The sequence below is a fragment of the Pseudoalteromonas qingdaonensis genome, assembly GCF_038739665.1.
In the GTDB taxonomy this organism is placed as follows: Bacteria; Pseudomonadota; Gammaproteobacteria; order Enterobacterales; family Alteromonadaceae; genus Pseudoalteromonas; species Pseudoalteromonas qingdaonensis.
Genome location: NZ_JBCGCU010000001.1, coordinates 227115 through 250386 on the forward strand (window position 1 = coordinate 227115; position 23272 = coordinate 250386).

The following is a 23272-nucleotide window of genomic DNA, read 5'->3' on the forward strand; positions in this document are numbered from 1 at the left end:
GCTTACTCCGCTACCAGCAAATCAAGCGCTTCACACAGCCAGTGGCCGATAAACATATGCGCCTCTTGAATGCGGGCGGTTTCATCATTGGCTATGATGATCGGCAGCTTGGCGATGTTTTTTACCTCACCACCGTCACGACCGGTTAAAGCCACGGTATAAGCACCTATTTCATTGGCGGCTTTGAGTGCCAGATTGATATTGGCACTGGTGCCCGAAGTCGTCAGGCCGATCACCAAATCTTCTGGCTTACATAAAGCCTGCACCTGGCGTTCAAACACGGTATCGAAATGATAGTCGTTAGAGTGAGCGGTAAGGATCGAAGTATCCGTGGTCAGGGCTATCGACGCCAAGGGGCCGCGCTCTTTTTTATAGCGCACCACAAATTCCGCGGCCAGATGCTGGGCATCGGCGGCGCTGCCACCATTACCAAACCAAACCACCTTACCACCGGCTTGCAATGCCTGATGACAGGCAGCCAGTAATTCGGTTGCTTGCTGTTGATAGGTATCCATAACATCAAAAAGTGCGCGATGGCGGGCAAGGCTATCCAGGTAGGTAGCCGCAAGGTTGTTGGTATTGACCATTTTCGATCCTCATTCACGAGTTTTAACGCATTATTCCAAAGAGTATTTAGAATTGCACGTTTTTGTCTGAGATTGGCGGCTGCAGCCCGTGTTGGCCATACCTATCCGGCAGAGCCAACAGGCAAAATGAGTTAATAAAGTTTAACTGATAACTTAAATGCCACAATTGGGCACTGCCATTGCCACCTTGGCTTTGTTATTATTGGCCGGTATTCAACTAAATCAGGCAATATTAGGTGACTCAGCACGGAAGTAATCCCTTAATCAGCGCATCTCAATTAAAAAATGCCAAGCGCATACTCTATATGAGCCATTTGGCGCTGGGTGATTACGTCTATCAAGGTGTGTTTTTACAACAGCTGGCCGCCACCTATCCGCATTTAGAAATTGATATTTGGTTTGATGACTGCCGCGAGCAACGTAAAAGCTGGCATAGCGGGCGCAATCAAATTCTCGGCCAATGGTTAGAGAGCGAGCCCTATATAGGTCATATCTACCCCAACCCAGACTCAGAGCAGCAGCGCCAACAGCAAATACAAGATGCACAGCAGCGCAATTATGATCTGGTATTTTTTATCGCCACCACACGCAGCGAACGTTTCTGTCATTATGCCCGCCTTATTGCCGGTGAGCGCAGTGCCGTTGGCGCCTATGCCTTGAACACCCTGCAATGCTGGCAACATAAAGAGGCCATTAAGGCTCTTGACGCTGGTATCAAGGTTAGAAAAAGTGCCTGTTTCGATCATATTAGCGATTTTTACCGCCATCACTTTCACACCCTGGTTGCCATGGACTCTCCCGCACAGGCATTTCAACACCTGCAGGTGCCCAAGCCTTATCTGGATGCGCTAGAAAATAGCGATAAGCTAAATAATTTCGTGTTTATCAATCATCTGTCGACTACTGAAAAGCGCGATTGGCAATTAGCTCAAGTATTTGAATGCATCACCCGCTTGCATCAAAAGCAACCGACCCTGCGCTTTGTGATCAATGCTCCCAATGAGCAATTGGCGCAATTACAGCAAGAAGTAGAGAAAAACGAACAGCTTAAAGGCATCGATATAAGTACCTTTAGTGCTAAACAGCATTTTTATGAATTGCCGGCGATGATCAGCCGAGCTCGTCTAGTGATCAGTGTGGAAACGGCGATCATGCACCTGGCCGCCAGTTTAAACGTACCGGCGCTGGCGCTGATCCGTGCCAAAGCACATCAATGGCGCCCCTTAGGGCCGGGAGAAATCTTGGTGGGCGGTAAGCGCGTCGACAGCATCAGCGCGCAAACCGTAACCGATAAGGCCCTGGCGCTACTCGCCAAGGCCTAAGGTCTGCTTACCAGTACTGTTTTTACCAGTACAAGGAGACAGAGGCATGACCGTAACTCTCGTCAAACACGTCGTTGCCATAGGTCACCTGAGTTTCCACTCGATACCCATCAATCATGCTGCTATTAAGTAGCTGCAGTTCCTGAGCACCCTTGTACTGAGCTGAATCATTATCCTGCAGGGTCAGCTTAAGTTGCCATAAGGAGTCCATATCCTGCTGATAGTCCAGCACTAGGGCATGCACTTCGGCGGGTACACCATCACCAAAGATACGTCGGTCGCCGGCATAATGACCGAACACAAAGCCATCATTGGTGTTACCAAACTTATACAAGCCATTGGTATACCAAGATGTTTTCCACTTGTTGTATTCGTAACGCAGGGCTACATCCGAGGTTAGCTGAGGCAGATAGGCACCAAAGGAGGTAACCTGATTACCTAGGCTAAAGTTGCTGCCGCCTTGCGTATCTTCACCGCCGTACTCAAAGTAGATCTCCGCGGGCATGCCCCAATCAAAATAGAAGGTCGAGGTTACCGAGGCCAATTGGTCGCCCAGCTCGGTATCTTTTTCTTCTTCGCTGTAGCTGTTATCGCTGCCTGCAGGGTCGAAGAAGGCATCAAGCACATCACCAAAGTCCACATCGCGAGGACCGCCGCCAAATTGCATTATACGGTTAAAGCCCAGCTTCCAACCACTTAGCGGCTCAAGACTGATATGAGTACCGGCAACGCGCGGCTTACCATCGTGCCACTGCCCCTGATATTGAATCCCTTCTTTGACCTCTTCCAGCTCGGTATAAAAAAGCTCAAAATCAAAATTCCACCAGTTATGCGCTGGCGCCACCATACCCAAGGAAATAGAAGGCGAGGTTTTAGCATTGGTCGAAATCATCTGGGCACTGGTTTTAAACGGAGAGAACCAATGCTCCTTATAACCAATATTAAGCTGCAGATCTTCACCGGCAATGGCCACAAAGGTGTTATAAGGAACCAGGTCGCCCGCTTCGGCGCGGTATTCCAGCCCTACCTGCATTAACATCATATCGTTCGGGCGCCAAATACCCTCGAACATCACCTGGCCCCACTCATCCGTGGTTAAGCCTCTTTGATTGGCCAAAGGCGTGGCTTGGTCGTGCTCGTAACGCAAGGTCACACCGGCACGGGTGATGTTATCATCACCGCGATAACGCGTAAGTTTGCCATTAATGGAGCGAAACAGCGCCGGGTTTTGCTCTTTCAGCTGGGCTAAAGCCTTATCTATATCGCTAAAGCGATACGGCTTACTCATGGGCGTGCCTGTGGTTTGCACAAACATGCGATCCAATTGCTGCTCTAAATTTACGTCGTAGCCAATTGGCAAGTATGCCGTAGGTTTGGCTGCGGCCGCACCACTGAATGCCAATAGCAGAGCTGCACCAGCCACAGAGGTGGCAAACTTATGTCCTTTCATGCGATTTCCTAGCGCCTTAGAATAATGGCGAAAATACTATCAAATTCATGGCCATTACTCAGCTGTTAAATTGTAAAATTTTGGCACTGGGGAGAACTCGGGTTACACTAAGGTTTTGCAATTTCAGGCCTGTTATTCTTTTGTTTGCGCGCTTTTTATATTCCCTTATTCTGCTAATTCTTATGCCCTTGGCCTGCTTTTATCTATATGTCTTACGTGGGCGCAAAAACCCGGGCTACAGACAAGACTTTAGCGAACGCTTTGGCTTTACCGACGCCAGCGGCGACATCATTTTGCACTGCGCCTCCGTCGGCGAGGTGCTGGCAACATTGCCACTAATCAAGGCGTTGCTTGCCGACAAAAATCAATACCGCTTGGTGCTGACTACTAACACCCCCACGGGACGTGAGCAAATTAAGCAATTGCTGGCCAAGGACATTGCCGCCACCCGAGTGCAAGTCTGTTACCTGCCCTTTGATTTACCCCTGTCTCAGCGCCGCTTTATTCGCCGCACTGGGGCAAGGCTTCTGGCGGTGATTGAAACCGAGCTGTGGCCAAATATGTTGCATCAGGCAAAACAAGCCGGACTCAACACCTTGATTATCAACGCCCGACTCTCGGCCAAATCGGCCAAGGGTTATGCCCGGGTTGCCCCGCTCACACGCAGCATTTTAAGCGATATAGACAGGCTTGCCTGCCACCATCAGGCCGATGGCGAGCGCTTTATAAACCTGGGTTTGGATAAAAACAAGCTGGAGACTACCGGTTCAATCAAGTTCGATATCAGCGTCAGCGAGCAACAAGCTGAGCAGGCCAAGCAACTTAAGGCCAGCCTGGGACAAGCGCCAATCTGGATAGCGGGCTCTACGCACCCGGGCGAGCCGGAGCTGTTACTTGCCGCCCATGAGCAAGTGAGAAAAAGTTACCCCGATGCCTTACTGATTATCGCCCCACGGCATCCGGAACAATTCGACAAGGTCGCCGAGCAACTCACAGCTCAAGGCATAAACTTTTCCCGTCGCAGTCAGGGCGAACATCAAGGTGAGGCCGTACTGCTGGCCGACACCCTAGGTGAGCTCGGCATGCTCTACGGCGCCGCCGATGTCGCCTTTATTGGCGGCAGCCTGATTGAGCGCGGTGGCCATAATCCGCTGGAGGCCTGTGCCCACGGCATACCTGTGCTAAGCGGCCAACATACCTTTAACTTTGACCATGTGTATCCGGCCTTGATAGACCAAGGCGGCGCCCTCTGGGTTAATGAGCACAACCTGATCGAGACCCTAAACAACCTGTTTAGCGAGCCGCAAAAGTGCGCCGAGATGGGCGCCAGTGGCCTTAAGGTGGTTCAGCAAAATCAGGGCGCTATTAATAAAACCCTGGCGCTAATCGAGGAGCAATTTAATGCATAAATGTGAAGCGGCCATGCGCCAATGGGTGAGCTCGGTCATAGTCAAATACAACTTTTGTCCCTTTGCCCGCCAGGAAGTGGAAAACAACGCCATTCGCTATTATCTCAGCGAAGCCACCGAGCTAGAAGAGGCGGTGCTCGACACCCTGGAACAATGCCGAGAGCTGGACAATCACCCGGAAATTGAAACCACCTTGGTATGCTTTACAGAAGGTTTTAGCGATTTCGACCAGTTCTTAAGTCTGATCGATTTAGCCAATGCGCTGTTAGTCGCCCAGGGCTTCGAAGGCACCTATCAGCTCGCTCACTTTCACCCCGAGTATGTGTTCGCTGATGCAGATGAAGACGACGCCGCCAATTACACCAACCGCGCCCCCTGTCCCTGTTTGCATATTATCCGCGAAGAAAGTATGGAACAGGCCCTGGCCAATTATGACGACCCCCAAAGCATCCCCGAGCACAATATGCGTTTGGCCCGCCGCAAAGGCGCGGACTTTTGGCAAGCCCTGTTAGAGAAGTGTGGGCATAAATCTGTGCGTTAAGATTTTGTAGGGTCTAATCTACATCGCAGCATTGTTATTGCTAAGGTCGGCCACAAACTCACTCACTTCCGATGTATTAGGTGATAGCTAATCATCTAATACTGAGAGATACAAGGTCGGCCTAGAAGGCCGACCTACAAAAATTTGAAAGATGCTTGTTTAGCAACAGGGATGAAAAGCCCTATGCGCAATGCAAGGCCTGACCCCATTTACTCTTTCAATCGCTCGATATTAAATTGTATACCGCAATCAAATATCTAATCTTTTTATAGCTTTACGGTAAACATCGCTACGTTCGCGTTTTCCGACGGCTAAGACGGTTACAATAATGACATCGTCTTCAACTTTGTAGACGAGGCGGTAGCCCGATTGACGCAGCTTAATTTTATACATGTTGTCAGCTCCAGAAAGTTTTGAAGCCGGAACGTGTGGGTTATCTAAGCGTTTAATTAGCTTTTTCTTAAATTGTTGTTGCAAAGTAGAGCCAAGCTTTTTCCACTCTTTGAGTGCACTCTTTTTAAAGTCGAGTTTATAGGTCATCAATATTTACCGAAATGCTCTCCTCTGATTCGCGCTCTTTAGCGATAGCTAGTAGCTCAAGATCTTCGAGTCTGTCCATCATCATTTCGTACGCTTCGGCAGGTACGCAATAAAATGCTGGTTCATTTCGGTTTAGTACAGCAACAGGTTCACCGTAAGCACTAGTTGCAACTTTCATAGGGTTAGCTTTCAACTCAGTAATGCTTGCAGCAACATCGGCTAAAATTCTAGAGGTCATATAACAGGCCTTTTAAACGGTCTTTATATTGGTCATTTTATCCTCAACCAAGCAGTATAACAAGTTGCTTAAGAGTGATTCGCAACGCGTGGCATTTTTACTATGTGTCGGTTTATGTGTTTAAGTATTATGCGTCGGCTAAGGTCGCTATTAGCACTTAGCGGACTATCTGTCGGCCTTTCAGCAATATGCTCCTGCATTGCAAATTGTCGGCCTAAAAGACCGACCTACAACGAAAGATCGACAAAAGCTATCAGGTTGCCACCTGACCTACAGGTATCGATCCCCCCGTTTAGATTCGCGCTGGAGAAATCAGATTTTGTTGTGGAGTGTGTCATTGAGAGCGAGGCAGGACGCCGAGCTAGATTTACCAGTACAGGGATGTGCTGTTAAATCGCCTCAATGACTAAACGGAGCGTTTAACAAAACGCTGAGTTCGTAAGCATTAGCGAATCACGGGTTCGGGGAGTTTCCAAAGAGGGAGTCGAATCACTCCCTCTTTGGTTGCCATCTCCGGCCTCTCGCTGGCTCAAGGCGTTCGCTTGCTAAAAATAGTCCACCGGACTATTTTCTTAACGCGCTCACCCAACGCGACAAAATATATCAATTACCGCCGCAGTCGGCGGCCCGACAAGAACTTACATAGTGTCAGAAATTCATCCCTGAAGCAGCATTGTTACCCTTTGTCGGCCTTTCGGCAATGTGCTCCTGCATTGCAAATTGTCGGCCTTTCGGCAATATGCTCCTGCATTGCTCTACTACCGCCATCCATGGCGGCAAAGACCGACCTATAACGAAAGCCAACAAACAAAAAAGGCCGATGTATAAACACCAGCCCTTTAAAAACGCATTAGTCGGCGTATCGACGAACCAAAAGCGCCTCAGTCGGCGCCCCGACCCGAATTACTCTGGTTTTAGCGCTGCCTTCTTCTCGTTATAGCCACGGATCAACTCATCCACGGTATCCTGGCAGTATTGGCGAATACCCGAGACCAGCATGTGTTTCTCACCGTGGCCTATTACTGCGCCATTTTCAATCAGGTCAAAACGCAGGATTATCTTGCCGCGCTTGCCTTCGTAGCTGAATTCGTGCTCTCCTTCGCGCAGCTCGGGTGCGTGGGCATCAAGGGTGTCCATATGAATGCTCATGGACTCATAGATGATCATTGGGCGCGCAGGGTTAATCATCACATCTTGCTTACCCATCAGCGGGATCACCACATGTGGGAAGGCCTTGCCTGAGAATTCCACATAGTTCTTGATAAGCGCGTTGGTCAGGGTCTTACAGACGCTGTTAGCGCCTTCACGAGCCACGCTCAGATAGCATTTGTCGCCGTCTTTAATATCGAACTGAGCGCTGCCCTGTGGCATACCCAGTTTAACGCCTTCGTCCACCATGTTGGCGAAGGTGAAGCGCATCTGCTCATTAATACCGTACTTATCAAGCACCACTGAAAACAGTAAATCTCCTGGCACACAGAATTTTTTCGCTTCAACATCGTGAAGTGGATTGAAATCATCGGCCACGGCTTTGGCAAAACGACTGCCCTGTTCACGGGTAATACACACGTGGGTGCCAAAATCTTGATAATACTGCTCTAACATAGCTGCTCTACTTGAGTACAAAAAAAACTGCGGCAGTGTAACAAAATTTACGCACTGAGAGGTCGTATCTGTTGCTTTTCCCTGTAAAAAGGCACAAAAAAGGCCGCTTTGCGGAGCAAAGCAGCCTTTTTCTTAGAGTGCGGCCTAGTTAAAGTCGCGGTAGGCTTTTTCCAACGCTTTCGCCTGCTTTTTCGACACACCAAGGTGCTCTAAAGCCAGACGAAGGCGAGCGCGAGACATATCCGAACCCAAGATCTCCATGGCATCTAGCACGGAAGTTGACGACTTCTTGCCGGTAATTGCCACGAAAATAGGCTCTAGGAAGTCTTTAATCTTCAGCTCATGGAAGGTAGCAACCTTTTTAGCGATAGCGAAGATTTCTGGTTTTTCCCAGTGGCGCAGCGTTTCCAGCTCCCAGATGAAGAATTGCAATGCCTGACGCACCACACCTTCCTCTACCTTACCGTCGGTTAGCAGCGCCGGATCATAGTGCGGCATACCGCCAACAAAGTGTCCGGCCAGGTCAACCAGATCAGAAAGCGTATCGATACGGGTTTTCGCTTCCGGCAAAATGCGGCGCAGCATATCGCCATTGTATTTCCAGTCAACGAAGCGCTGAATTAATTGCTCATCGCTGAAGTCTTCACGTAACCAGGTGCCGTTCAGCCATTTCAGCTTCTCGATATCGAATACCGGGCCGCCCAAAGAAACGCGTTTCATATCGAAGTGCTCGATCATCTCAGCCAGGGTGAACTTTTCACGCTCGTCCGGCATCGACCAGCCCATACGACCTAGGTAGTTCAGCACAGCTTCCGGCAAGAAGCCCATTTCTTTGTAGTAGTTGATAGAGGTCGGGTTCTTACGCTTAGACAGCTTAGACTTATCCGGGTTACGCAGCAGCGGCAGGTGACCCAGTACCGGTGCTTGCCAGCCGAAGTCTTCGTATAGCTTAAGCAGTTTAGGTGCCGAGTTAATCCACTCTTCACCACGGAAGATATGGCTGATCTGCATATGATGGTCGTCCACCACGTTGGCCAGGAAGTAAGTAGGGAAGCCGTCTTGCTTTAACAACACCTGCATATCAACGTTTTCCCACGGGATCTCAATCTCACCGCGCAGATAGTCGTTGAATTTAAAAGTGCCTTCGGCAGGGATCTTCATACGTATCACGTATGGTTTGCCCGCTTCCAGGTTTGCCTTCACTTCGTCGTCGCTTAGCAACAAGCCACGGCCATCGTATTTAGGACGCAGGCCCTCGGCCATTTGCTGCTCACGCATTTCGTCCAGCTCTTCGGCGGTGGCGAAACAGTAAAATGCCTTGCCGTCTTCAACCAGCTGGTGCGCGTATTTTTTATATAGATCAGAGCGCTCAGACTGACGATAAGGACCGAACTCGCCACCTACATCCGGACCATGATCCCACTGCAGACCTAACCACTGCAGGCTGTCCATAATGGCTTGTTCCGACTCTGGCGTACTGCGCACCTGATCCGTATCTTCGATACGTAAAACAAACTCACCGCCTTGCTGCTTAGCAAAACAATAGTTAAATAGGGCGATATAGGCAGTGCCTAGGTGCGGATCACCGGTCGGTGACGGGGCAACACGGGTACGAACAGGTGTGCTCTGGGTCATGCTAGCGTCTCTTTCAATTAGCAACTAAAAATTTGCTGCAAATGCTAGCACAATGGAGGGTAATTTCGTAGAGGAAAACGCCCCAAAGGGTACCTGAGTGCGATAAATTTCAGCACCCAGGGAAGAGATAAATATTGGAATCTTAAGGTTAAGCGGCGATCTTATCCAGATAGGCGACGATATCCGAAGATTCGTACATCCACTGCACCTTACCGTTTTCTTCAATGCGCAAACAAGGCACTTTCACCTTGCCGCCCTGCTCCGCAAGCTCCTGACGGTAGGCGTTGTCGCCTTTGGCATCGCGGGTTTCAATGTTCAGACCGTTACGCTTAATAGAGCGGCGCACCTTTACGCAAAACGGACAAGCATGGAATTGATACAGAGCCATATTTGCGGTCTGCGCATCCAGCTGTTGCTGCGCTTGCGGGTCGCGCTTTTTGCTGCGCGGGGTAAAGACAAAATTAAAGAATAAAATAATGCGGCCTAACAACCAGCGAATGACTTTCATACCAACTCTCATCACGACAAAATCAAAGGCGCGAGTGTATCACGCGGTTAAAATTGCGCCAAGGGAAGCGCGCTCCCCTGGAAGCTAATCCCGAAAGCTGACAAAGTCATCACGGTGGATCAGCATGGCGCCATTGTCATAGCCCAGCACCTGTGCCTTGGACAGCTCAGGGTTCACCAGCAGCTGCTGCAGCTCCTCGCTGTGATAACGGGCCACGCCCTTACCCACACTGCAGCCCTGACTGTCGAATACCTGCACCAGATCGCCGCGGCTAAACTCCCCGGCAAAACGAGCAATACCAACAATCAACAAGCTGGCGCCTTGCTGCCTGAGCGCTTTTGCCGCGCCATCGTCTACATAAATAGCTGCCTTGCTGATAGGGCCGGCCAACAACCAGCGCTTGCGAGTGTCTTTAGGTGCCGTCAGGCTGACAAAACGGGTGCCCAGCTGCTGAGTTAAACAGTTGCTGATCACATCCTCGCCATGACCGGCACTGATGATCACATCGACCCCGGCATGGCGAGCAATGCTCGCCGCCTCTATTTTTGTAGCCATGCCGCCGGTGCCCACCGCCGTGCCGCTGCCACCGGCCAAGGCCTTAATGGAGTCATCGATATGACGAATTTCCGGGATCAGCTCAGCATCTGGGTTGGTGCGCGGATCGGCGCTAAAAAGCCCGGGCTGATCGGTAAGCAGCAAGAGTTTATCCGCATCCGCCAGCACCGCCACGCGGGCCGATAAGTTATCGTTATCGCCCACCTTAATCTGCGCCGTCGCCACCGCATCGTTTTCATTGATAATCGGCACCGCCCCTTCTTTAAGCAGTGCCATCAAGGTATCGCGGGCATTGAGATAGCGTTCTCTGTCATCAAGGTCGGCGCGGGTTAACAGCAACTGCCCCACAGGCACATTATAAAGTGCAAACAGGGTTTGCCAGGTGTGTACCAACTGGCTTTGGCCTATGGCCGCCAGCATCTGTTTTTGTGCCAGGGTTTCATTGCCGGCGCTGCGTCCCAGTAATTCACGCCCGGCGGCCACGGCGCCGCTGGATACCAGCACGATACGGTTGCCGGCTTTTTGCAGCTGCACGCATTGGCGCACCAATTCCACCATGTGTGCCCTGTCCAGCCCCTGGCCGTTATTGGTAAGCACACTGGTGCCTAATTTGATCACTATTGTTTGCACCGCGCTTGGCCCTGCTGATAATTAAAAGAGGTTCATTTTTACCCCAAGCTTGGGCGATTAAACAAGTTAAATTAATTCAACTGTGCTAGCATCGCCGCACATTTTCACCACTCTAATTAAGACTTATGCCAGCGAGCCTTTGCCTGATCATTGCCACCTTTTTATGGGGAAGCTCTTTTATCTCTTTAAAGTATGCGGTGGGAGTCTATGACCCTACTGTGGTGATTTTTTTGCGCATGCTCACCACCCTGGCGGTGTGTCTGTGTTTATGGCGTTTTGTAAAACGCTTTGAATACCAAAGTGGCGACTGGAAATACCTGCTGGGCATGAGCCTGGCCGAGCCCTGTTTATACTTCTTATTCGAAGGCCACGCCATGGAATACACCTCGGCGTCTCAGGCTGGGGTGATAGTCTCCTGTTTACCGCTGATCGTCGCATTTTTGGCCTTTTTTATGCTCAAAGAGCACATTAGCCGCGCCATTATTGTCGGCTTTACCCTGTGCATTGGCGGCAGTGTGCTGCTGACTATGGTCTCGCCAAGCTCGGAGCAGGCGCCTAACCCCTTATTGGGCAACACCTTGGAATTTCTAGCCATGGTCTGCGCCGCCTTTTACACAGTGAGCGTAAAACGCTTGTGCAGTCGTTATGCGCCGCTTACCCTTATTGCCTTGCAAGGCTTGTCTGGCTCGCTTTTCTTTGCGCCCTTTTTATTCTTTGTGGAAATGCCGCAGCAGCACGACCCGGTGGCCTTAGCCCATATTCTTTATCTGGGCACCTTTGTTACCCTGGGCGGCTACGGCATGTATAACTATGCCATCAGCAAGGTATCCGTGCTAACCGCGGCGGCCTATTCCAACCTTATCCCCATCTTCACCCTGCTGCTGTCGGCCATAGTGCTGAGCGAGATATTGACCTTGTGGCAATGGCTTAGCATAGCCGTGGTTTTTGTCGGGGTGATGATAAGCCAGCGCCATCAGGCATTGGTGGTCGAGCTCGACGAAGAGGATATCAGCGAGGCCGACACCAGCAAGCGCAGCTCGGTGCCGGCCACAGGGGAGTTAAAGGGATAACAGGTCACCAGATGCAAGCCGCTGGCAGCGGCGGCCTGAGTATCGCTTTGATGCACCACCTGCTTGCTGTCAATGCGATAACTCAGGGTACGACCATCGCGCAGCGTCAAGCTTAACTCATCCCCCACCTGCACATGGCGTAAAAACGCGAAGTGGGTGTCGTTATGGGCGGCAATTACACTGGCGCCTTCACCGCCCAACGGCCCAAATGCCTCGTCATGGGTTGGCGCAAAGGCCAGATTACGACCACTGCTGCCAGCCAGCACAAAACGCTCAAGCGCCAAATGAGGCGCGCTCAACTTGGCTACCACATGGGTGTCGGCATAATACCAGGGCGGAATATTGGCTCCGGGCGCAGCCAGACTTTGCTGCCAGGCCCGTTCAATCAACCATTGCGCCAACCAGGCCTTGCTCTGCATATAGGCGCCCTGAGCAAAAAAGCTCGCCCCTAAAGCGAACAGGGCAATGGCGCCGTAGCGCCAATAACTTGCCCGGGCCGCTACTCGCTTTCCCTTAGCCATGAGCTTGTCTCCGCTGGAGTCTCAGCCACATAGCCGTGCTGAACATCAAGAATACGCCCAATAATAAGTGCCACAGGGATTGCCCATCGGTTTGCGCAAAACGTTGCACCCGCTGGCCGCTGGCGACGTTATTGGCTACCTGCTCCTTATGTTGTGCCACGGTCGATGTCGCCACCTCTTCAACGGCAATAAAGGCGGTAAAGGGGCTGAGCAACTGGTGTTGCAGGGCTAAATCCAACACCTGTGGGCGCACTGCTTGCTCCTCGTTATACAACAAGAGCGAGGCAATTTGCTGACGCGCCCAAAGCCTGGCAATGGCTTCGCTGTGCGGATAAGTTTGACTGGCCTCATGCATAGGCATGGTTAAGCGTAGCGGCCCGTGCTGGGTGTTGGCGTCGATATAAATATCCTGTTGCTGCGGCGCCAGTTTTATCGCCACCATCAGCGGCTCACCAAAGTAGAGATCCGGCAAGGGCTGCGGCCAATAGGACAATTCCTTGGCGCGCGCCGCACTTAGGCGTACATCGCGCAGTGCCGGGTTTTGCAAGCGTTCAAACAGGCTCTGCATCTGGGTTTTTACCTCGCTGCCATCACTGATAAAGGTATAGCTGCCGCGACCAACATGGGCAGCACGACGCATAAAATAACCATTGGGAGCACTGCCTATGCCCACGGTAAACAGGCGATTATCACCCAGCCTCCCCTGCACCAAATCAAACAGAGCTTGCTCGTTGCCGACGCTGCCGTCGGTTAAAAACACCACCTGACGCACATAATTGGGATGGGTTTTGCCATCGAGGGCCATCTCCAGCGCCTGGGCCATTTCCGTGCCGCCATCTGCTTGTAATTGATAGACAAAACGCTCGGCATCGGCGCGGTTAAAGGCATTAGCCGCCACCGCCTGAGGGCGGAATAAGCACGCACTGCTGTCGAAGTCGATAATGTTAAAGCTGTCGTTTTCATCCAGGTTATCAAGGGCATAGAAAAGCGCCTGCTTGGCCGCATCCATGGAGCTGCCGTGCATGGAGCCGGAGCTGTCGATCACAAAGATAAGCTCACGGGCCAGGCGCTGTTGGGCGCTAAACTGGTCGCTCGGCGGCAACAGCATCAGCAGCCCATAGTCGCCGCTTTGCGCCGTTTGTCGAAAGAAGGCCGCCTGCGCCTGCTGACTCGGCGACACCTTGGCACGCAGCACAAAATCGCGATTCATGGCATCGTCACGTAATTGCACCCGGTAACGGCCAAAGTCCGGATTACTTACCTGAGCCTGGTAATGAGGTGTGCGGATCTGCTCCAGCTGCAAACCAAAATCTATCTCTATATCCAGCTGTAACAAAGGCTCACGCGAGCTGTCGATAAGGTCTTGCTGCTGTGCCAATTGCTCAACAAATTTAGGCGCCAGCCAGCCCTGTGCGCCATTATTGGTGGCGTTTTCAGTGGCTCCTAACTCTTCCAAAGCATAACTACGAGGATGATAGCGCGGTGTAAAGGTCATCGGCAGGCGCACGCTAAGCTCGGCATCGCGAAAACGGATCATTTCCTGATAACTCAGGGTGATTTCCACCCGCTCGCCCGGGCCAAGATTGGCAACCCGCGAGGAAAACATATTGGCACGCTGTTGCTTTACCAAAGCCGCCCGCTTACCGGCACGCTGGGCGGCGCGATACTGACGCTCGGCCTGCTGCTTTTCGGCAATTTTACCCACTATGGTGCGCTCGCCGACCTTCATGGTCATGGCATGCACCGCGCTTTCGCTTGGCAGTGGGAACAGATACTGGGCGTTGACCGCAAAGGGGTGGCGGTTCACAAAAACCTGGGTCACCTGCACCTGGTTGATCAGCCCGGTGATCTGCATGGACGCTTTTGTACTCAAAAGCACGCCGGGCGCCACATCCACACCCCGGGCATCGCTAAATTGCAATTGGGCCTGGCCGTCGGAGAAGACACTGGCATTGGCGGGGGTAAAGAAAATTAGGGATAAAAGGCTCACAGCGAAGGCTGTGAGCACTTTGTTAGGACAACTCAACATAATTTGGTCCTCGGATTGCGGTGGCTTAGTTTTTCGCCATGCGGTTTTGCTGCGTACCGCGGGCCGTCAAGGTTACGCGACGATCAAAGAAGTTCGTTTCATATTCGTTACCATTGGCGACAATTTTCTGCTCACCTCGCCCTTCGGCGAACAGCTGGGTGGCGGCCACGCCTTGCTTTACCAAGTACTGCTGCACCGCATCGGCACGACGCTGAGACAGGTCTAGATTCGCTTGCTCATCACCTTGCACATCGGCATAGCCATTGAGGTTAAGGTTTAAGTCAGGCTTGCGCTTAAGGATCTGAGCCAGATGATCCAGCTGCTCGGCAAAATGGGGTTCGATGTGCGCCGAGCCGGAACGAAACTGCACCGTCATGGCCAGAAGGTTATCAATACGGGCTTGCTCTAAACGATTTTGCTCGTCTTCCAGGGCATTGATTTGCGCCGTCAGCGCGCGGTTTTGCTCCAGGGTGCTGTGCAGCTGTTGCTCCGTGCCCTGGTATTGGCTTAGCTGCACTTGCTGTGACTTGATGGTGCTGTGCGCCGCTTCCTTTTCGCCGATAATGCCGCCGATAAAGGCTCCGGCAAAGGCGCCGATTGGGCCGCCAACAATGGCCCCTACCGTAGCACCAGCGCCCAGACCCCAGGCGGTTTCCGTGGCCAGCTCTTTTTGCTCTTTAGCCATCGCTGGCGCCGCTACCAAAGTGGATACTAATGCAGTTACTAAAATGTGTTTTTTCATCGTCGTCATCCTTCAATTCTTAATAGGTTGGGGCAAGAACAGAAGTGGTTGCTTCCTCGCCTTGCTTGGTAGTTATTAAAACAAGGCACAGTGGCAACAAAGGGGCGCAAAAATGGAAAAACAAAGGGCAATTATGGCAACAAAGTGGCAAGCCTGAGCGCCAACTTAACAGGCTTTAAAACAAGGAGTTAAAGCATGGATGCAAGGCCCGTTTGCAAGGCTAAAGCCTCGCCTACAGATGTTTTGAGATCCGAGCTAGCCTGATGTTGATTTTGGCCCAATTCAGCCTTGTTAAGTTTACCTGTAGGTCAGACTTTGCCGCCATGGATGGCGGTACTAGGGTAACGCAGGAGCAGTTACCTAGGGTCTGTTGACCTTTGTTGTTTGTTTCTGCAGCAGTTTGTAGTGAATTTATACAAGGCGGCACATGTGTAGTGTAGTTATTCTACATAAACATGTAACAACACAGTAGAAATGCGCTACAAGCGCTGCCCTACGGGTTCATCTAAACGCATCCTGCTCTGTGTTGCTCGCTATGAACATAGGCGAGCAAGACCGAAGCAATGCTTCGCAGCTTAGCGAGGTGAGCGCATGGATGCGCGATGTAACCAAGCTTCATGGATGAATTTGACCACATAAATCAGTGATTATATTCATCAGAATGCGTTTAGATTGAACATAAAGTAAACCGCAAAGATAAACAGACCCTAGCAGTCTGACAACCGAACAATGCGGGAGCAGCTACCTAGCAGGCTGGCAATCGGTCCGTTTGCAAGGCTAAAGCCTCGCCCACAGCACTAAGCGACAAGGTGCTGACACTCGGCCATAGCACCTGCAACTGGGCGCTAAAGCGCTGACTGTCGCCGCTGGTGAGCAAACGTACCCGGCCTTGCTCTTTTCCTGTCGGACAGCTTGGCGCTAAACGGCGCTGCAATTGCAAGGCCACCGCCTGTTCCGTGGTGATAAGGCTAACGCCCTGGGGCAGAATGCGTCTTAGCAAGGGGGCAATAAAGGCGTAATGAGTGCAGCCCAAGACCAGCACATCCACACCCTGGCTTAGTAGAGGCTCACAATAACGGCGCAATAACGCCTCAGTGTGTTCACCGTCGAGATGCAGGGCTTCTATGGTCGCCGCCAATTCGGGGCAAGGTTGAAAAACAATGCGCCCCAGGTCTTCGGCCTGTTGCCGGCACAGGCGCTGAAAGCTCTGCGACGCTATGGTGCTGGGGGTGGCCAGCACGCCAATAATGCCACTTTTGCTTTGCTGCAATGCGGGTTTCACGCCAGGCTCGACGCCGATAATAGGTAAGGAATACTGCGCCCGCAGTGAGCCAATCGCCGCCATGGTGGCGGTATTACAAGCCACCACCACCGCCTTGGCGCCCTGGGCCGCCATATAATCGACTATGGCATGGCAGCGCCCGCGTATCTCATCCTGCGTTTTACTGCCATAAGGCATAAAGCCGGAGTCGGCGATATAAAGCAGGTCTTCGCTCGGCAGCAATTGATGCACCGCCTGGGCCACGGCAAGGCCGCCGACGCCTGAGTCAAAAATACCTATCGCTTGCTTATTCATGGCCGAGTTACGCATTATCTGCAGGGTAAACATTTGGGTGGCAAATTTTAGGGCCTTTAGCGGTCAAAGCCAAGCCCTCAACTATGTGCGCCAACATCCGCTGTGCCAAAACACCAGGATCACCCAGTCGGCGTAAGTCGGGTTGAAATAAAAAGGGTGGCACTCTGATCTTCCCCTGAAATACAAAGCACCGAATACCGCTGTAGACCTTGCTCAAATTATAGAGCAAGCAATAAACCAAGCCCAAAAAGTGAGCAAGCTTTAGAAATAAATAAAATCCATCAAGGGTAATTTAAATAATCAGTCAAAAATTATTTAAATTACCCTTGAAATAAACAACCCACAACGCTAGTATTATCTTCATCGACGGTATGGAGATACGACTATGGCTAAAACAAGACATATACATCATCGAATGAACCAGCGAGGTATTCAGCAGGCAATGTTGGACCTCGTGAAGCAGTTTGGCATTGATAGTGGTGACAAAACCATTCTCAATCAAAAGGCACTTCGAGTGGCGATTGCTGAATGCAAGAAAATCGAGAAGCTGATGCAAAAAATGGAAAACAGAGGTGGTCTTGTTCTGGTTGAGGAAGACGGGCATGAAATTACCACCTATCCCCTTAATAGCTATAACCGCTCGAAAGCCCGTACTCACTAATTAACGAAGGTATTATCGTGAAACAGCAAATTTTTTACTCTGTAGTAGACTTTTTCAGAAAAAGCTCAGGACTCGATATAAGAGATACACTGTTCATATCTCAAGCCCTATTTCTTTGGCTGAAGTTAACTGACGAAGAGCAATTGGACGAAGATGAGTCCTTTCAAGGTTCAGAAAACATTTCCGAGCATTTTGAAAAGTTCATTCATATTTTTTATGACGGATACAAATACGCAACGAGACGACCATTAAAACTGGATGATGAATCACTAAATGCCCTGGTTGAAAAAATAAAAGGCGCATTGGATAAAGGCTTAATAACCTACTTTGAAGTCGTCGAAATTGCTTTTCAAATGTCATTAAATGAAGGCCGCTTTGAGATCAATGCTCCTAACGAATTGGTTGAACTGGGTTGCGGCTTGATTGATGGAGAAGTAAGGGATGTATATTGTCCTTTTTCTGCCTCATATCGTTTCGCAGAGGCTTTAGGCCTTGAAGGAAAAGAGTGTTACTTAGAAGTTAACAACGTATTTGATCATGCTTGGATTAAAATCAGTTACGAACTAAAAGACTTAAAGCACTACCGAGAGCTATTAGCTTCCGATCCAGTAACTAGTCCGGTATTAATTGATAACAGTGGCTTAAGGCAATTTAGTCACACCATAGCGTTACCTCCATTCGGTGTGAAATATCCAAAAGATGTTGCAACATCAGATATGTTTGGTCGTTTCCCAGAAAAGTCTTTAATGGGAGAAGTTCTTCAGCTACGTCATATGCTGGCGCAGACTAGTGAACAAATAGTAACTTTCGTAGCAAGTGGCTTCTTATCTAGAACGGCCGCAGGTGAGAAACAGTTTAAGCAAGACATGATAAAACAAGGGTTGCTTCATGCTGTTATCGCATTACCTGAAAAGCTATTTAATAACACGGCTATACCAGTCAATGCTTTGATTTTTGATAAACGTAAAAAGGCAGAGAGCGTGCTGTTTATTGATGCATCAGGTGAGCACTTTATTAAGAAAGAAGGTAAACGAAATGTGCTTAACAACATTTCGGAGATCATTAGCCTTTACCATGGTGATGAAGATGCCTTCATAGAATATAACAACCCTTGTGGCCTACTTGATTTGGCAGTACATGCTAGTCCAGAAGAGATCATTAAAAATGACTTCAACCTATTGCCATCTCGCTATGTGCTTTCTCATGAGCAAAAAGAGTTAAACCGCTTTTTAGCGAATAATGAGACGATAGCGCTTGCCGATATTGCAGAGTTAATTGGGCCACAAGCCATTAAAGATGAAATGGATGGTGAAGCAATATTTTATGAGTACGGCCTAAGTAACCTTAACGATATTGGTGAATTTGTTGGTGAAGGTAAAACAGTTACCACTAACAGCCAAATCAGTCGTGCTGAAAATCAAATATTGCAAGAGAACGACATATTAATTGTTAATAAAGGCTCTGTAGGCAAAGTTGCCTTTGTCGAGCAAGTGCCAGCAGAGAATGCCATGCCGAGTCAAGCCTTTACCATCGTCAGGGTTAACAGACGATTATCCGATATTGAACCCGTTGCATTGTTCCAATACCTACTTTCACCGATGGGACAATTGCAGCTCGAATCTATGGCAACAGGCGTTACTGTAACCATGATTGGCACTAAAGACTTAAAAAACATGCGTATTCCAGTGTTTTCTCAACAGCAAACCGAGGAAGCACGCCAACGTAGAAATAAAGTCAAACAGCTTCATAACCAGTTGTTTGAAATAGAACAAGAAATCAAACAGTTAAACCATAAAAACTGGGTTAACTAATTTAAAACGAATTGATAAAGTGAGTTCGTAAAAGGGAACTCACCTATAAAAAAGAACAAGGAGCATCCTTTATGGATCACAGCGTACACAACAAAAAAGTTTCATTTATCTGGTCTATTGCAGACGACTGCCTTCGTGACGTTTATGTTCGTGGTAAATACCGTGACGTTATTTTACCTATGGTGGTACTTCGTCGCTTAGATACTCTTTTAGAGCCGACGAAAGAAGCAGTGCTGGCAGAAGTGAAGTTCCAACAAGTCGAAATGAAATCAACTGAACTTGACGATGAGCCAATCATTCAAGAAACCGGCTATCCATTTTATAATGTCTCTAAATGGACCCTTACTAGCCTAAAAGAAACCGCTACTAACAATCGTCAAATCCTATTAGCAAACTTTGAAGATTACCTAAACGGCTTTAGCGCAAATGTAAAAGAAATTATCGAGCGCTTTGAGCTTAAAAACAAAATTCAGCACATGGCCAACAAAGACGTGTTGCTTGATGTGTTAGAAAAATTGGTATCGCCATACATCAACCTAACGCCTGACGACAAAGAAGATCCAGATGGTAACAAAATGCCAGGTTTATCTAACTTAGGCATGGGCTACGTGTTTGAAGAGCTGATCCGAAAGTTCAACGAAGAAAATAACGAAGAAGCTGGTGAGCACTTTACTCCTCGTGAAGTAATTGAGCTAATGACTCATTTAGTGTTCGACCCAATTCAATCAGATTTACCGCTTACCATAACCTGCTACGACCCTGCGTGTGGTAGTGGTGGCATGTTAACTGAGGCAGAAAATTTCATCTTAGAAAAATACCCAACTGAAGGCGTAAACCGAGATATTTACCTATTCGGTAAAGAAGTTAACGACGAGACTTATGCCATCTGTAAATCAGACATGATGATCAAAGGTAAAAACCCTGAAAACATCAAAGTTGGTTCAACATTAGAAATCGATGAATTTGCCGATAAACGTTTTGATTTTTGTTTATCTAACCCACCATACGGTAAGAGTTGGTCTACTGACCAAAAGTACATTAAAGATGGCTCAGATGTTATCGATACTCGTTTTATCGTTGAGTTAAAAGATTACTGGGGCACAAGCTCATCTGTAGATGCTACGCCACGCTCAAGCGATGGTCAGTTGTTGTTCTTGATGGAAATGATCAGCAAAATGAAATCGACTACCGATAGTCCGTTAGGCTCTCGCATTGCGTCTGTTCACAATGGTTCGAGTTTGTTTACAGGGGATGCTGGCTCTGGCGAAAGTAATATTCGCCGCTACATCATTGAAAACGACATGCTCGATGCCATCGTGCAGTTACCAAATAACCTGTTCTACAATACCGGTATCACCACTTATATCTGGTTATTAAGCAACAACAAACCAGCTGAACGCCAAGGCAAAGTACAACTGATTGATGCCAGCTTGCTTTACAGGAAACTGCGTAAAAACTTGGGCAATAAAAACTGTGAATTTGCACCAGAGCACATCGAAGAAATAACCCAAACTTATTTAGATGCCGCCAATGTTGAGCGCCAGCTTAATGATAACAACGACCCAACGGGTATTGCCGCTAAGGTGTTTGATAACGCTGACTTTGGTTATTACAAAGTTAACATAGAACGCCCAGACAGACGCTCGGCACAATTTAAGCGAGAGCTTATTGAGCCAATGCGTTATGAAAAATCACTTCGTGAAGTGATGGAGCATATATACGATGTGCATGGCGACTCGGTATATGAAAAAGGCTATTTAAAGGCCAATGAAAAAGCCATTCTAAGTTGGTGTGAAGATAACGACATTAGCTTAAACGCAAAAGCTAAAAGCAAATTGTTTGCACAAGATACTTGGGAAAATGGTCGCCTCTTAGTTGAACTGGCCAAACAGTTAGCAGAAGTCTTTACCGACGAATATAACGATTTTAATCAATTTAAAGTCGATGTCGAAATCGAATTCAAAAAGTTGGCTCCTCTAGTGTTAGAAGCCATCCCACAAGGTAAACGTAAAGGTTTCTTCACCACCATCGTAAATGCCGTAAGCTGGTACGATGAAAACGCTGAAAAAGTCATTAAAAAGGTTGTTAAGTTCAAGCAAGAAAAGCTAGATGAATTACTTCACCACTTAGGGTGTGACGAATCAGAATTAGCGGATTTTGGCTATTATGCTGTTGAGGGTAAAAAGCTTGAATTTATCACCTATGAATCAAACTCAGATTTGCGTGATGCCGAATCCGTATCTCTAACTTACAACCAAGATAAAGACACCGACAACAGTGAAATTCACCAGTATTTTCTCGATGAAGTGAAACCACATGTCGATGAGGCATGGATAAATCTCGACAGCACCAAAATTGGTTACGAGATCAGCTTTAACAAGTATTTCTATCAACACAAAGCCTTGCGTTCAATGGATGAGGTAGCAGCTGATATTATCGCCCTAGAACAAAAGGCAGAAGGCTTGATAGCGGATATCTTAGGTGTTGATTTAGCTGAAGTGCAAGGAGAATAACTATGGCTGGATTAACCCCAATGGAAAAATACGAAGCTTACAAGTATTCTGGCGAGGATTGGATTTCAGATATTCCAGAACATTGGGAAGTTAGAAAGTTAAAGCATCTTTTTGTTGAAAAGAAACATACCAGAAATATGGAACTAAGTTGCGGTTCAATAAGCTTTGGTAAAGTTGTAACGAAAGACGACGACAAAATCCCTTTGTTAACAAAAGCTTCATATCAAGAAGTATTAGCTGGCGAATTTTTGATTAACCCACTTAATTTAAACTACGACTTAATTAGTTTACGCATAGGATTATCAGATATTAACGTAGTAGTTAGTGCCGGTTACATCGTACTTAAAAATAGATTGAATATTTGCAAAGAATACTTCAAGTACTTGTTACACCGTTATGATGTAGCATACATGAAACTGCTTGGTTCAGGTGTTAGGCAAACAATTAACTTTAATCATATTGCCAACAGCTTATTAATTGAACCACCACTGGCTGAGCAAACCGCAATCGCCAATTTCCTTGATAAGAAAACGGCACAAATTGATGAAGCTATTGCAATCAAAGAAAAGCAAATTGAGCTACTTAAAGAGCGCAAGCAAATCATCATCCAGCAAGCCGTCACCCGTGGCTTAAACCTCAATGTGCCGATGAAAGATTCTGGTGTTGATTGGATTGGCGAAATTCCAGAGCATTGGGAAGTCAAAAAGCTAAAGTTTTTAATTGATACCTTAGAGTCCGGAGTTAGCGTTAATGCATCTGAAGCAGAAGCAGCTAACGAAATGGAAGTAGGTGTACTCAAAACTAGTGCTGTTTATAGATATGAATTCGATCCTGACGAAAACAAAAAAGTATTTGAGGATGAGATTAAACGAGTATCGTGTCCAGTAAAAGCTGGCTCAATAATCATTAGCAGGATGAATGCTCCAGAACTAGTAGGGGCTTCAGGGTTTGTGAAAAAAAACTACAACAACCTTTATCTTCCTGACAGACTTTGGCAAGCCATTTTCAATTTAAAATATAAAAACTATGCACTTTTAGTTAGTTACATAATGGTGACGAAAGGATTTAGAGGGGTAATAGAATCCATTGCAACAGGTTCCAGCCCGAGTATGAAAAACATTAGTAAAGGTGATTTACTAAACATTGAAGTTCCAATCATGCCGTACGCTGAAAGTAAGGCTCTCATTGATCATATAGAAAATAAAAGTCAGTTAATTAAAGACTCGATAAAACATCTTATAGAACAAATCGAAAAACTCAAAGAATACAAAACCACACTGATTAACAGTGCCGTTACCGGCAAAATCAAAGTACCAGAAGTGGCTTAAC

20 protein-coding genes are annotated in these 23272 nt (G+C 48.3%); 8 read left to right on the forward strand and 12 right to left on the reverse strand.

The genetic code is table 11. The annotated features are described in order from the left end of the window. Positions 1-2: 2 nt before the first annotated feature. A complete protein-coding gene (locus WCN91_RS01055) occupies positions 3-587 on the reverse strand; it encodes a D-sedoheptulose-7-phosphate isomerase (RefSeq protein ID WP_342675578.1) in 585 nt (194 codons plus the stop codon). A gap of 236 nt (positions 588-823) precedes the next feature. Between WCN91_RS01055 and WCN91_RS01060 the strand changes: the two genes are divergently transcribed. Further along, entirely contained in the window at positions 824-1909 is a 1086-nt protein-coding gene (locus WCN91_RS01060) for a glycosyltransferase family 9 protein (RefSeq protein ID WP_342675579.1), read from the forward strand. A 22-nt stretch (positions 1910-1931) separates the two neighbouring features. Here WCN91_RS01060 and WCN91_RS01065 read toward each other — a convergent pair whose 3' ends face one another. Next, positions 1932-3359: a capsule assembly Wzi family protein gene (locus WCN91_RS01065; protein ID WP_342675580.1), complete on the reverse strand. Its 1428-nt coding sequence runs from the start codon at positions 3357-3359 to the stop codon at positions 1932-1934. Between the two features lie 134 nt (positions 3360-3493). On the opposite strand from WCN91_RS01065, the gene waaA reads away from it, so the two are divergent. Then, positions 3494-4768 carry a lipid IV(A) 3-deoxy-D-manno-octulosonic acid transferase gene (gene waaA, locus WCN91_RS01070; protein ID WP_342675844.1) on the forward strand — a complete coding sequence of 425 codons (1275 nt, stop codon included), beginning with the start codon at positions 3494-3496 and terminating at the stop codon, positions 4766-4768. Further along, positions 4761-5309, forward strand: a complete 549-nt coding sequence (locus WCN91_RS01075; protein WP_342675581.1) for a DUF1415 domain-containing protein — start codon at positions 4761-4763, stop codon at positions 5307-5309. Before waaA ends, WCN91_RS01075 begins: the two co-directional genes overlap by 8 nt. 249 nt (positions 5310-5558) lie before the next feature. Here WCN91_RS01075 and WCN91_RS01080 read toward each other — a convergent pair whose 3' ends face one another. The 6 genes from WCN91_RS01080 to proB form a co-directional block, all read right to left on the reverse strand. Further along, positions 5559-5849 (reverse strand): type II toxin-antitoxin system RelE family toxin, encoded by a 291-nt coding sequence (locus WCN91_RS01080; RefSeq protein ID WP_342675582.1) that lies wholly within the window; start codon positions 5847-5849, stop codon positions 5559-5561. Then, the gene (locus WCN91_RS01085; RefSeq protein WP_342675583.1) at positions 5839-6087 is read right to left on the reverse strand and encodes a type II toxin-antitoxin system Phd/YefM family antitoxin; all 249 of its coding nucleotides are present in this window, start codon (positions 6085-6087) and stop codon (positions 5839-5841) included. Before WCN91_RS01085 ends, WCN91_RS01080 begins: the two co-directional genes overlap by 11 nt. 903 nt (positions 6088-6990) lie before the next feature. After that, positions 6991-7692, reverse strand: coding sequence for a DUF3581 family protein (locus WCN91_RS01090; protein WP_342675584.1), 702 nt, complete (start codon positions 7690-7692; stop codon positions 6991-6993). Between the two features lie 144 nt (positions 7693-7836). After that, positions 7837-9327, reverse strand: a complete 1491-nt coding sequence (gene gltX / locus WCN91_RS01095; protein ID WP_342675585.1) for a glutamate--tRNA ligase — start codon at positions 9325-9327, stop codon at positions 7837-7839. Between the two features lie 148 nt (positions 9328-9475). Further along, complete coding sequence (locus WCN91_RS01100; protein ID WP_342675586.1) at positions 9476-9835, reverse strand: glutaredoxin family protein; 360 nt, start codon at positions 9833-9835, stop codon at positions 9476-9478. A gap of 84 nt (positions 9836-9919) precedes the next feature. Further along, positions 9920-11008 (reverse strand): glutamate 5-kinase, encoded by a 1089-nt coding sequence (gene proB, locus WCN91_RS01105; RefSeq protein WP_342675587.1) that lies wholly within the window; start codon positions 11006-11008, stop codon positions 9920-9922. Between the two features lie 137 nt (positions 11009-11145). Between proB and WCN91_RS01110 the strand changes: the two genes are divergently transcribed. After that, positions 11146-12090 (forward strand): DMT family transporter, encoded by a 945-nt coding sequence (locus WCN91_RS01110; RefSeq protein ID WP_342675588.1) that lies wholly within the window; start codon positions 11146-11148, stop codon positions 12088-12090. Here the strand turns inward: WCN91_RS01110 and WCN91_RS01115 are convergent. The 4 genes from WCN91_RS01115 to murI all read right to left on the reverse strand — a co-directional run bounded on the left by WCN91_RS01115 (position 11994) and on the right by murI (position 16958). Further along, a complete protein-coding gene (locus tag WCN91_RS01115; protein ID WP_342675589.1) occupies positions 11994-12611 on the reverse strand; it encodes a class GN sortase in 618 nt (205 codons plus the stop codon). The two genes, WCN91_RS01110 and WCN91_RS01115, sit on opposite strands and share 97 nt — an antisense overlap. Continuing rightward, positions 12604-14640 carry a marine proteobacterial sortase target protein gene (locus tag WCN91_RS01120; protein ID WP_342675590.1) on the reverse strand — a complete coding sequence of 679 codons (2037 nt, stop codon included), beginning with the start codon at positions 14638-14640 and terminating at the stop codon, positions 12604-12606. Before WCN91_RS01120 ends, WCN91_RS01115 begins: the two co-directional genes overlap by 8 nt. A gap of 25 nt (positions 14641-14665) precedes the next feature. Next, a complete protein-coding gene (gene pdsO, locus WCN91_RS01125) occupies positions 14666-15382 on the reverse strand; it encodes a sortase-associated OmpA-like protein PdsO (RefSeq protein WP_342675591.1) in 717 nt (238 codons plus the stop codon). Between the two features lie 745 nt (positions 15383-16127). After that, positions 16128-16958 (reverse strand): glutamate racemase, encoded by an 831-nt coding sequence (gene murI, locus WCN91_RS01130; protein WP_342675592.1) that lies wholly within the window; start codon positions 16956-16958, stop codon positions 16128-16130. Between the two features lie 385 nt (positions 16959-17343). On the opposite strand from murI, the gene WCN91_RS01135 reads away from it, so the two are divergent. The 4 genes from WCN91_RS01135 (at position 17344) to WCN91_RS01150 (ending at position 23271) form a co-directional block, all read left to right on the forward strand. After that, positions 17344-17619 (forward strand): hypothetical protein, encoded by a 276-nt coding sequence (locus WCN91_RS01135; RefSeq protein ID WP_342675593.1) that lies wholly within the window; start codon positions 17344-17346, stop codon positions 17617-17619. A 17-nt stretch (positions 17620-17636) separates the two neighbouring features. Next, the gene (locus WCN91_RS01140; protein ID WP_342675594.1) at positions 17637-19430 is read left to right on the forward strand and encodes an N-6 DNA methylase; all 1794 of its coding nucleotides are present in this window, start codon (positions 17637-17639) and stop codon (positions 19428-19430) included. Between the two features lie 71 nt (positions 19431-19501). After that, on the forward strand, positions 19502-21943 hold the full coding sequence (locus tag WCN91_RS01145; RefSeq protein WP_342675595.1) for a type I restriction-modification system subunit M: 2442 nt from the start codon (positions 19502-19504) through the stop codon (positions 21941-21943). A 2-nt stretch (positions 21944-21945) separates the two neighbouring features. Continuing rightward, positions 21946-23271 carry a restriction endonuclease subunit S gene (locus WCN91_RS01150; protein ID WP_342675596.1) on the forward strand — a complete coding sequence of 442 codons (1326 nt, stop codon included), beginning with the start codon at positions 21946-21948 and terminating at the stop codon, positions 23269-23271. Position 23272 lies beyond the last annotated feature (1 nt).

Excerpts from the sequence above, each read along its gene's own strand:
- WCN91_RS01055 (WP_342675578.1), bottom strand. The coding sequence starts at position 587 with ATGGTCAATACCAACAACCTTGCGGCTACCTACCTGGATAGCCTTGCC.
- WCN91_RS01065 (WP_342675580.1), bottom strand. The coding sequence starts at position 3,359 with ATGAAAGGACATAAGTTTGCCACCTCTGTGGCTGGTGCAGCTCTGCTA.
- WCN91_RS01075 (WP_342675581.1), top strand. The coding sequence starts at position 4,761 with ATGCATAAATGTGAAGCGGCCATGCGCCAATGGGTGAGCTCGGTCATA.
- WCN91_RS01080 (WP_342675582.1), bottom strand. The coding sequence starts at position 5,849 with ATGACCTATAAACTCGACTTTAAAAAGAGTGCACTCAAAGAGTGGAAA.
- WCN91_RS01085 (WP_342675583.1), bottom strand. The coding sequence starts at position 6,087 with ATGACCTCTAGAATTTTAGCCGATGTTGCTGCAAGCATTACTGAGTTG.
- WCN91_RS01090 (WP_342675584.1), bottom strand. The coding sequence starts at position 7,692 with ATGTTAGAGCAGTATTATCAAGATTTTGGCACCCACGTGTGTATTACC.
- gltX (WP_342675585.1), bottom strand. The coding sequence starts at position 9,327 with ATGACCCAGAGCACACCTGTTCGTACCCGTGTTGCCCCGTCACCGACC.
- WCN91_RS01100 (WP_342675586.1), bottom strand. The coding sequence starts at position 9,835 with ATGAAAGTCATTCGCTGGTTGTTAGGCCGCATTATTTTATTCTTTAAT.
- WCN91_RS01110 (WP_342675588.1), top strand. The coding sequence starts at position 11,146 with ATGCCAGCGAGCCTTTGCCTGATCATTGCCACCTTTTTATGGGGAAGC.
- WCN91_RS01115 (WP_342675589.1), bottom strand. The coding sequence starts at position 12,611 with ATGGCTAAGGGAAAGCGAGTAGCGGCCCGGGCAAGTTATTGGCGCTAC.
- WCN91_RS01120 (WP_342675590.1), bottom strand. The coding sequence starts at position 14,640 with ATGTTGAGTTGTCCTAACAAAGTGCTCACAGCCTTCGCTGTGAGCCTT.
- pdsO (WP_342675591.1), bottom strand. The coding sequence starts at position 15,382 with ATGAAAAAACACATTTTAGTAACTGCATTAGTATCCACTTTGGTAGCG.
- murI (WP_342675592.1), bottom strand. The coding sequence starts at position 16,958 with ATGAATAAGCAAGCGATAGGTATTTTTGACTCAGGCGTCGGCGGCCTT.
- WCN91_RS01135 (WP_342675593.1), top strand. The coding sequence starts at position 17,344 with ATGGCTAAAACAAGACATATACATCATCGAATGAACCAGCGAGGTATT.
- WCN91_RS01145 (WP_342675595.1), top strand. The coding sequence starts at position 19,502 with ATGGATCACAGCGTACACAACAAAAAAGTTTCATTTATCTGGTCTATT.
- WCN91_RS01150 (WP_342675596.1), top strand. The coding sequence starts at position 21,946 with ATGGCTGGATTAACCCCAATGGAAAAATACGAAGCTTACAAGTATTCT.